Consider the following 8,595-nt stretch of genomic DNA (forward strand, 5'->3'; position numbering starts at 1 on the left):
AGCCGCCGGCGAGAGCGTTATATCCTAATAGAGTAAAATCCAGCGCAGCACCCGCGCTACCGTTGCCACCACGCAGACAATGACTAACTGTCCCGGCAAGGCAAAAAGGGAATACTGCTCTAGTAACTCCCCTAAGGGTTGACTCAACTGCCCTGCCAGAGCCAAGCCGCCGAGGTAGAGAGCACCGCAAACGTGAATCAGGGTCAGTCCTGCTAAGCTACTCAAGGCAAGCCATTCTAGAGTTACCCGCTTTTGGGGGCGAAAGGCGAGCCAACCACAGACCCAAGCCGCCGGCACAAAACCCAAAAGATAACCGAATGTCGGTTCACGCCAATAGCCAAGACCGCCCCCTTGGGAAAACACCTGAAACCCACTTAGTCCCAAAATTAAATAGGCCACCTGTGAGAGGGTTGCAGCTTGCCGCCCCCCCATACAGCCAACGAAAAGAACCGCTGCCACTTGATACGATACGGGCAGCGAGTACACAGGAATCGCCGTCCATGAGCTAGGCAACACAACTTGCCCTTCCTCATTCAGCAGGTTGGGGATAGCGATCGCGGCTTCCATGAACGTTCCGGCAACAGTTAGCAGGAGGCCTAAAACTGCCCACAAAAATTCGTCAAGGGGTGACACGTGGTTTCTCAAGAGCGCTGCAACTCATTGGGCGGGACTGACGGAGCCGCACTTGCATAACGAAACGTGAGATCCGTATCCCCCATCATGATAATGTCCCCATGGTATAGTACCCGCTCATCCGCTAGGAGGGTACCGTTAATCAGTGTGCCATTGCGACTGTTGTGGTCACGAATTATGTACACCAGGGCATTGCCACGAGGCCGTAGCTCAATAGTGGCCTGGTGTCGTGAAACGTAGGGATCATGGATGATAATGTCACAGTCACTGGCCCGCCCAATTTTCCAAGCAGCCTTGCCTGCGAGGTGATACTTGCCCACCACTGTGCCTTGGGAACACACAATCAGCCATGCTTGCTTGTCAACATCGGGAAAGTGCGCCATGGAAGTCTGCCACGGATACTTTTATCATACGTACTTCACTCTTGCTTTTGGGGCTGGATGATGCTTTGAAAACCTACGAAGCCTGAGATTGAAATTTTCAATAGACAATTTACAGACATCAACTTCAGTGCTCATACGGATAGTAAAAGGCTATTCGCATATTTAGATTAAACAGTAAAAGCATATTAAAAGGTATATTAAATACTTTCTAACGTCTAGTTGTGAGGTGAACATAGGACGTTTTTAGACCAAGGTTTTCACTCATCAATTGTATAAAAAGAGTTGGTTTTATCAAATTTAACTAACCTGTTGTGAGCTTCCTATGAAAAAGCCGGCTTCAATTTCTGTGTCCAATTTGAGTCAGGGTTTCCCCTTGGTGCAGAATGAAAATTAGGCTCCATCAACTCAACAGCTGAAGCTGCGGCGATCGCTCCTTGCCAATCTCCTAGTACTGGCAGTAGGCTGTGGCATTCTCACCTTTGCCGGCGCGTTTCTCTACCGCCACTTGACAACTGTTCGCAGTCGCGACGCCGTCATCAATGGGGTGATTGTAAATGTAAGGCCGATGCTCGTGCTGCCGAGTTGGGGCTGACCCCGCGCCATACTCGCAGTAACTACGACCCCCGCCTGCGGCTCCAAGAGTTACAAATTCAGATTGGCGAACAGCAGGCGATCGTCAAAATCGCTGCCCAACAACGACAGGTTACCTAAGCGCAGCGCAGGGTCGTGGAGGTGCCTGCCCCCATTGCCGGCTATGTGTGGCGGGTGGATGCCCGGCCGGGCATGTTTCTGGGTAAAGGGGATCAAATTTTGCAATTGCTGGATTGCCAACGGCGTTAGATTGATGTGTTTGTGGATGAACAATCTCTGCGGTTGATCCACCCGCGCACCAAGGCAAAAATCGAACTCTATGGTAGTAAAGGGAAGGTTCTGTGGGGAACCGTGAGCAACATTCGTTCGGGTTTGGGTCGGCTCAATCCTGGAGGTGATCAGGTGATCCCCATTCCCGAAAATTACCCGCGTCAAAGTCAAATGCGTGTTGAGCTAAATGCCAACCAAGACTGGGGTGAGGGGAACTTTTACTATGTGGGCTACACCGCACGAGTAACGTTTCAGATTGTCCCCTAAGTATTGATATTTACCTTAAAGATTTCATTGTTGCGACAAGGTCTGTTGTTGCCGTTTATCTAGGCAATAAGAAATATTGATGCAATTTTATTCTTGACCGCCGTCAAGTACGGTGCCGTTCATAGATAAGATCAAATCCAATTAGTCTTACCCATAGGCAGAAGCAGGGTTTATGTTGCAATCATTTGCGGACACGGTGTGGCTCGTACCTTTCTACTCGCTGGTGGGAATGGCGTTGTCCTTGATTTGGTCACCGGCAATCACTCGCAAGACGGGACCTCGTCCAGCGGGCTATGTGAATATCTTGCTCACATTTTTCTCCTTTGTTCATGCGCTACTGGCAACGGTAGCGATCGCCAACCAGCCGCCGCAGTCTGTGCATTGGACATGGCTCGATGTCGCGGGTCTGCACTTTGACATTCCTGTTGAGATTTCTATTTTGACGACCACGGCTCTCATGCTGATCACAGGCTTGAATCTAATGGCTCAGGTCTTTGCCATTGGCTACATGGAGATGGATTGGGGCTGGGCGCGGTTTTTTGCTCTCTTGGCCCTCTTTGAAGGGGGGATGGCTGCTCTAGTGCTCCTCGACTCCCTCTTCTTTAACTATGTGGTGCTAGAAATTTTGACCCTTGCCACCTACTTACTCATTGGTTTTTGGTTTAATCAACCCCTAGTGGTTACGGGTGCCCGCGATGCCTTTCTCACTAAACGGGTAGGAGATTTGGTGCTGCTGATGGGGCTGTTGGCGATTTATCCCCTTGCGGGTTCGTGGAACTACGATGATTTAGCGGCTTGGGCCACCACTGCTCAAGTGAATCCCCTCTTGATTACCCTGATTTGCCTAGCTCTGATTGCTGGCCCTATGGGCAAATGTGCCCAGTTCCCGCTGCATCTGTGGTTGGATGAAGCCATGGAAGGTCCAATTCCTGCTTCGATTCTCCGGAATGCCATTGTTGTGGCTACGGGGGCATGGGTGCTCGTTAAGCTAACCCCCATTCTCAGTCTTTCCCCCGTGGCTCTAACGGCTTTGCTGGTGATTGGGAGTGTTACCGCATTGGGGGGAACCCTCATTGCCATTGCCCAAGTGGATATTAAGCGCGCTCTCTCCTATTTAGTCAGCGCCTACATGGGCTGGGTATTTATTGCTGTCGGTCTCAAGGAGCCGGGCTTGGCCTTTGTCTTTATCCTCACCTATGGGGTGGCAATGGCATTGCTGATGATGAGCATTGGTGCCATTATCTGGAACAGCATTACCCAAGATCTGCGGCTGCTCGGTGGGTTGTGGTCACGGCGCCCCATTTCTGGCATCTCGTTCCTCGTTGGTTCAGCCGGACTCCTAGCCTTACCGCCCCTGGCAAGTTTTTTCCCTCAGGCGGAATTACTGGATACGGCCTTTAGCCAACTGCCTTGGGTGGGCGTTGTACTGCTGCTCATCAATACCTTTGCGGCCTTTAGTCTAGGTCGTACATTCTGCCTTGTTTGGGGCGGTGAGGTTAAGCCCATGACGGCGCGATCGCCCGAGGTGTTTTGGCCGATGATTTTGCCAATGACGGTTGATTTGGGACTCGTGTTGCACTTGCCAATTCTCATGGGGCGATTTGATTGGGTGATTTGGACTCATCCTTCCTTAACCACCGCAGCCATGCTAACCCTGACCGCTCTGTTGGGTTGGGGGGTAGCCGCATGGGTCTATCTCGGCAAAGCAATTCCCAAACCCATCCAGTTTCCCCTGCCGTTGCTTCAGGATCTGCTGGCCTACGATTTCTATACGCCGAAGCTCTACAAAGCTACAGTGGTGGGGGCAGTGGATATGATTTCCCGCATTACCGCTTGGTTTGATCGCACGTTTGTGGATGGCACGGGCAATGCCTTTGGTGTGGTGACACTCCGCGGGGGAGATCGCCTGAAGTACAGTACAACGGGTCAATCCCAAGTCTATCTCCTCACCATCTTGATGGGGGTCGCCATTCTGGTCATTGCCATTTGTTGGCCACTGCTGGCTTAATACTCCATTCCTTGAGGTTCTTGCCCTATGCTGACGCTGTTAATTGTGTTGCCCGTCATCGGTGCGCTGCTGATGCCGCTGCTACGGGCGCGATCGCTCCGTTCGGGTGCGTTGGTTACTGCCGCCGTCACCTTTGCCCTTTCCCTGTGGATGCTGACGCAGTTCGATGTTCGGCAAACAACACTGCAATTTACGGAATTTGTGCCGTGGCTATCGCCCTTGGGATTGAACTATTCCCTTGGTGTGGATGGGTTGTCCCTACCCCTGATTGTCTTGGGGACGTTCTTGACGCTTGTGGTGGTGTTCACAGGTGAAAAAAGTGCCCCCCGCCTGTTTTATGCCCTTGTTCTTCTGGCCAATGCAGGAGTTACCGGAGCTTTGGCGGCACAGAATTTACTCTTGTTCATTTTCTTCTACGAAATCGAGTTGGTGCCATTTTATTTGCTGATTTTGCTCTGGGGAGGGCAGCGCCGCGAACAGGCCGCCATCAAGTTCCTCATCTATACCGCAGTTTCTGGCATTCTTGTCCTCGCTGCCTTTTTGGCAATGGGTTGGCTGACCCACGCCCCCAGCTTTGACTATGCCGATATCCAAATGGCTGGCTTGGCACCCACGACCCAAGCAATTCTTCTGTTGCTGTTGATCTTGGGCTTTGGTATCAAAATGCCCTTGGTGCCCCTCCACAGCTGGTTGCCCGATGCCTATGTGGAAGCTTCGACGCCAACCGCAATTCTGCTTGGGGGGGTACTGGCAAAGTTGGGCACCTATGGGCTGGTGCGTTTTGCCCTAGGCTGTTTTCCAGAGGCTTGGGGGCAGCTGTCGGGTTTGCTCGCAATCTTGGCGGCTGTGGGTATTCTCTATGGTGCCCTTGCCGCGATTGCTCAAAAGGATATTAAACGGATGGTGGCCTACAGTTCCATTGGTCACATGAGCTATGTTTTGCTGGCGGCAGCGGCTCATACCCAACTGAGCATGGTGGGGGCGATCGCCCAAATGATTAGCCACGGCTTGATTCTGGCACTGTTGTTCTATCTGGTAGGGGTCATTGAAACCAAAGTGGGCACCCGTGAGCTAAATGTGCTCAATGGTTTGCTCAATCCCCTGCGCGGCCTACCCACCACCAGTGCCCTCCTAATCTTGGCGGGGATGGCCAGTGCCGGTATTCCGGGACTGGTGGGTTTTGTGGCTGAATTTTTAATCTTCCAAGGCAGCTACGACACGTTCCCAATTCCCACCCTGCTTGCAGTCGTTGGCACTGGTTTGACAGCCGTTTACTTTGTGATTTTGATTAACCGCACCTGTTTTGGCCGCCTTGACAATGCGACGGCCTACTACCCTCGGGTGGTTTGGTCAGAAAAAATGCCCGCCATTGTCCTGAGCCTGTTAATCCTAGTCTTGGGTGTGCAGCCCACGTGGCTCGTGCGGTGGAGTGAAACCACCAGTGCCCAGATGGTTGCGGCAATACCAAGTGCAAGGGAAATTGTGGCCAGTTTACCCCAATAGTTAGGAGAGTCTCCCCATGGTTCAAGCACTCACCCATCCCAGTTCGGCAAAACTGCCCCCCTTAGATCACCCCTTAGCAGACATCATTTACCGCCTTGAGGCGGGGGGTGCCCTCATTCCCGACACGCCAGTGAACCTAATGAAGATCATTGGCATGTACAAAGCCTACTCCATTCCGATGGACTTCTACTGGCGCGATCTGCTCTACCTTGGCGAGCGGGTATTTATTGATCCTTTTCCCTTTTTTAAGTATTTTCCGACCAAAGAATACTTTGATCTGCCCAATCATTACGCTGGCGATACGGCAGATCTGCGGATTTGGCGCGGCCCTGCCCATGCCCGCCCCGAACTGATGGCCTTCATCGAGAAGGGGGAAACCGGCAAGATGCCTCGCCTGCTGCACCACCTCTGGCACGATCGCATCAACATGGAGTTCTCTGAAAATCTTGCCCGCAATATGATGTGGCACCGCATGGGGGGCCAACTGGACATTTACCTTGATTCTGAAGAGTACAAAGCCGCAGCCGATAAGGCCATTCGTGCCTACTTCAAACGCAACCCACTGATGTTGGGTTTGCACAAGCTCTTTCCGGACCTCTTTTTAGAGCAAGCGCGCCAAGCCACCTATATGACTGTGCTGGGGCTATTTTGGGAAGTAATGGCACCGGTCTTCTTTGAGATTAGCGATCGCTACGATGAGGGCAGCATTACCAGTGTTAAGGATGCGATGAACTTTTTGGTCAATGGAATTTTTGCTGCTGCCGGCCGTCCTATCTATCACCATGTCTATATTGATGATGAGGTGCATGTTCTTGTGCCTAAGGAAAAGGGCTTTATGTGGCTCTATGAAGCGGCTTTCCCCTATGTAGAAGCGGTCTTTTATCGCACAGCCCCCTTCCGAGGAACCAAGTCCTACAATGCCCAAGCCAATCAAATCCCCACAGATCAAGTGGACTTCCACTATGGCATTCTCTTTGCCGATAAATTTCCTGTGGGAACCGCGGGAATTCCGCCAACGCTGCTGCATCAGGATATGTACCACTTCCTCCCCCCGTACCTAAGGGATTACTTCCACCAACACTGTCGCGGTGAGGATGATATTTTGGTACAGTTGGGGATTGCCTTCCAGCATGCCATGTACACAGTGACCTCTGCCGTTTTGCAGGCAACCCGTGCTGCCTTCTACTATCCCTTAGATGATCCCAATCCAGAGCACTTGATGGCCAACCGCCGCTTCTTTGTGGCGCAGATGGATCGCTTTCTTCGCCCCCAGTACGGGATTGCCGAGGCCTGCAAAATCCGCAATGTTCAAGACCCGAATTACTTGTAGCGAGTTGTAGGACAGGACTTAAGGGAGAGGAGGTGTGTCTCTTCTCCCTTTTTGCTAGGCTGGAATCAAGGTGAACTTTTGTAAATCGTAAAAGGGTGGCGCTGTGGCCAATGTCGAAATCTATACGTGGTCTCGTTGTCCCTTCTGCATTCGGGCAAAGCAACTCTTAACACGCAAAGGGGTGCAATTTACCGAGTACGTGATTGATGGGGACGAAGCTGCTCGTGAAGCAATGGCGCAACGTGCCCATGGCCGGCGATCGCTGCCGCAAATTTTCATCAACAACGAGCACATTGGTGGCTGCGATGATCTCTATGCCCTAGAGGCGCAAGGAAAACTGGACGCTCTCCTGCAAGCGGCAGCCTAGCGGAATGGCCGTAGATATTGCCTTTATCATTGACCCCATTGCCAGTCTAGACCCCGGCCACGATACCAGTGTGGCCTTGATGGAGGCAGCGCAAGCAGCAGGGGCGCAGGTGTGGGTAACGGAGATTTCCCAACTGCTGATCCGCGAAGGCCAGGTGTGGGCAGCGCTCACCCCAGTCCAGTTATCCCCGGTACAACTGGTGGCCGGCCGGTGGCAGATTCCTCAACCGTGGTTTCAGGCGGGTGCAGTGGAATGGCGACCCCTCAATACCTTTCGCGCCGTGTGGATGCGCAAGGATCCCCCTGTGAATACCGCTTACCTCTATGCCACCTACTGTCTCGATTTAGTGGATAAAACAACCACGCTTGTGCTCAACTCGCCGGCGGGTCTGCGCCATGCCAATGAAAAGATGTACGCCCTGCAATTTCCAAGCGTGATTCCCAAAACCATTGTGACCGGGGATAAGCAACACATTCGTGAATTTGTGCAGCAGCAGGGCATGGCAGTGCTCAAGCCCTTGGGCGGTAAAGCAGGAGAAGGCATCCTCTTTTTGCAGGCGGGCGATCGCAACCTGAATTCAATGATTGAAATCAGTACCCAACGGGGACAACTGCCGGTGATGGTGCAGGAATATCTACCGGCAGCCAAAGAGGGGGACAAGCGAATTATTCTCCTGAACGGCGAACCAATGGGGGCAGTGAATCGGATTCCCACAGGGGATGAATTTCGCGGCAATATGGCCACGGGTGGACGGGTGGCAGCCGTCGAAATCACAGAACGCGATCGCCAGATTTGTCAAACCTTGGCTCCTGCTCTTCAGCGCGATGGCCTCTATTTTGTGGGGATTGATGTCATTGGCGGCTATTTAACGGAGGTCAACGTCACTAGCCCCACCGGTGTGCGGGAAATTGATCGTCTCAATGGGACGCGCCTCGGTCAACAGGTGATGGCTTGGCTATTGGGATAGGACAGCAATACGATTTAATACTCTAAGTGTAAGTAGCTCTAGCTGCCAATTAAGGTTTCAATGGACTATTGGAGCTGGTGTGGCATTAGCTCTACACCACCGATTGAGGTCTAGTTGCAGCTATCGCAACCGATGCCGTCACTTTCTACCCAACTATGCAAGGATAATTTAAGGACACGCTCAATCCCCTTGAAACTGTCGTTCACCACGTCTGACCCTAGGCAATACCAATTTGAGTCTGCTGATCATTCCACATTTTCCATTTTTCGTAGATGC

9 protein-coding genes are annotated in these 8,595 nt (G+C 52.2%); 7 read left to right on the forward strand and 2 right to left on the reverse strand.

The window, feature by feature from the left end:
• Positions 1-24: 24 nt before the first annotated feature.
• Together Q0711_RS06725 and Q0711_RS06730 are read right to left on the reverse strand one after the other, a co-directional pair.
• Positions 25-633, reverse strand: coding sequence for a biotin transporter BioY (locus Q0711_RS06725; protein WP_298611514.1), 609 nt, complete (start codon positions 631-633; stop codon positions 25-27).
• Between the two features lie 8 nt (positions 634-641).
• A complete protein-coding gene (locus Q0711_RS06730) occupies positions 642-1,016 on the reverse strand; it encodes an FHA domain-containing protein (RefSeq protein WP_298611511.1) in 375 nt (124 codons plus the stop codon).
• 582 nt (positions 1,017-1,598) lie between these two features.
• On the opposite strand from Q0711_RS06730, the gene Q0711_RS06735 reads away from it, so the two are divergent.
• From Q0711_RS06735 to gshB, 7 genes are all read left to right on the forward strand, one after another.
• Complete coding sequence (locus Q0711_RS06735; protein WP_298611508.1) at positions 1,599-1,727, forward strand: hypothetical protein; 129 nt, start codon at positions 1,599-1,601, stop codon at positions 1,725-1,727.
• A gap of 141 nt (positions 1,728-1,868) precedes the next feature.
• Positions 1,869-2,144: a hypothetical protein gene (locus Q0711_RS06740; protein ID WP_298618003.1), complete on the forward strand. Its 276-nt coding sequence runs from the start codon at positions 1,869-1,871 to the stop codon at positions 2,142-2,144.
• Positions 2,145-2,316: 172 nt separating this feature from the next.
• The gene (locus tag Q0711_RS06745) at positions 2,317-4,152 is read left to right on the forward strand and encodes an NAD(P)H-quinone oxidoreductase subunit F (RefSeq protein ID WP_298611503.1); all 1,836 of its coding nucleotides are present in this window, start codon (positions 2,317-2,319) and stop codon (positions 4,150-4,152) included.
• A gap of 27 nt (positions 4,153-4,179) precedes the next feature.
• Positions 4,180-5,655 carry an NADH-quinone oxidoreductase subunit M gene (locus Q0711_RS06750; RefSeq protein WP_298611500.1) on the forward strand — a complete coding sequence of 492 codons (1,476 nt, stop codon included), beginning with the start codon at positions 4,180-4,182 and terminating at the stop codon, positions 5,653-5,655.
• Between the two features lie 16 nt (positions 5,656-5,671).
• On the forward strand, positions 5,672-6,985 hold the full coding sequence (locus tag Q0711_RS06755; protein WP_298611497.1) for a CO2 hydration protein: 1,314 nt from the start codon (positions 5,672-5,674) through the stop codon (positions 6,983-6,985).
• A gap of 103 nt (positions 6,986-7,088) precedes the next feature.
• On the forward strand, positions 7,089-7,352 hold the full coding sequence (gene grxC, locus Q0711_RS06760) for a glutaredoxin 3 (RefSeq protein ID WP_298611494.1): 264 nt from the start codon (positions 7,089-7,091) through the stop codon (positions 7,350-7,352).
• Positions 7,353-7,356: 4 nt separating this feature from the next.
• Positions 7,357-8,319 (forward strand): glutathione synthase, encoded by a 963-nt coding sequence (gene gshB / locus Q0711_RS06765; RefSeq protein ID WP_298611490.1) that lies wholly within the window; start codon positions 7,357-7,359, stop codon positions 8,317-8,319.
• The last annotated feature ends 276 nt before the right edge of the window (positions 8,320-8,595 follow it).

The sequence above is a fragment of the uncultured Thermosynechococcus sp. genome (assembly GCF_937958135.1).
GTDB lineage: Bacteria > Cyanobacteriota > Cyanobacteriia > Thermosynechococcales > Thermosynechococcaceae > Thermosynechococcus.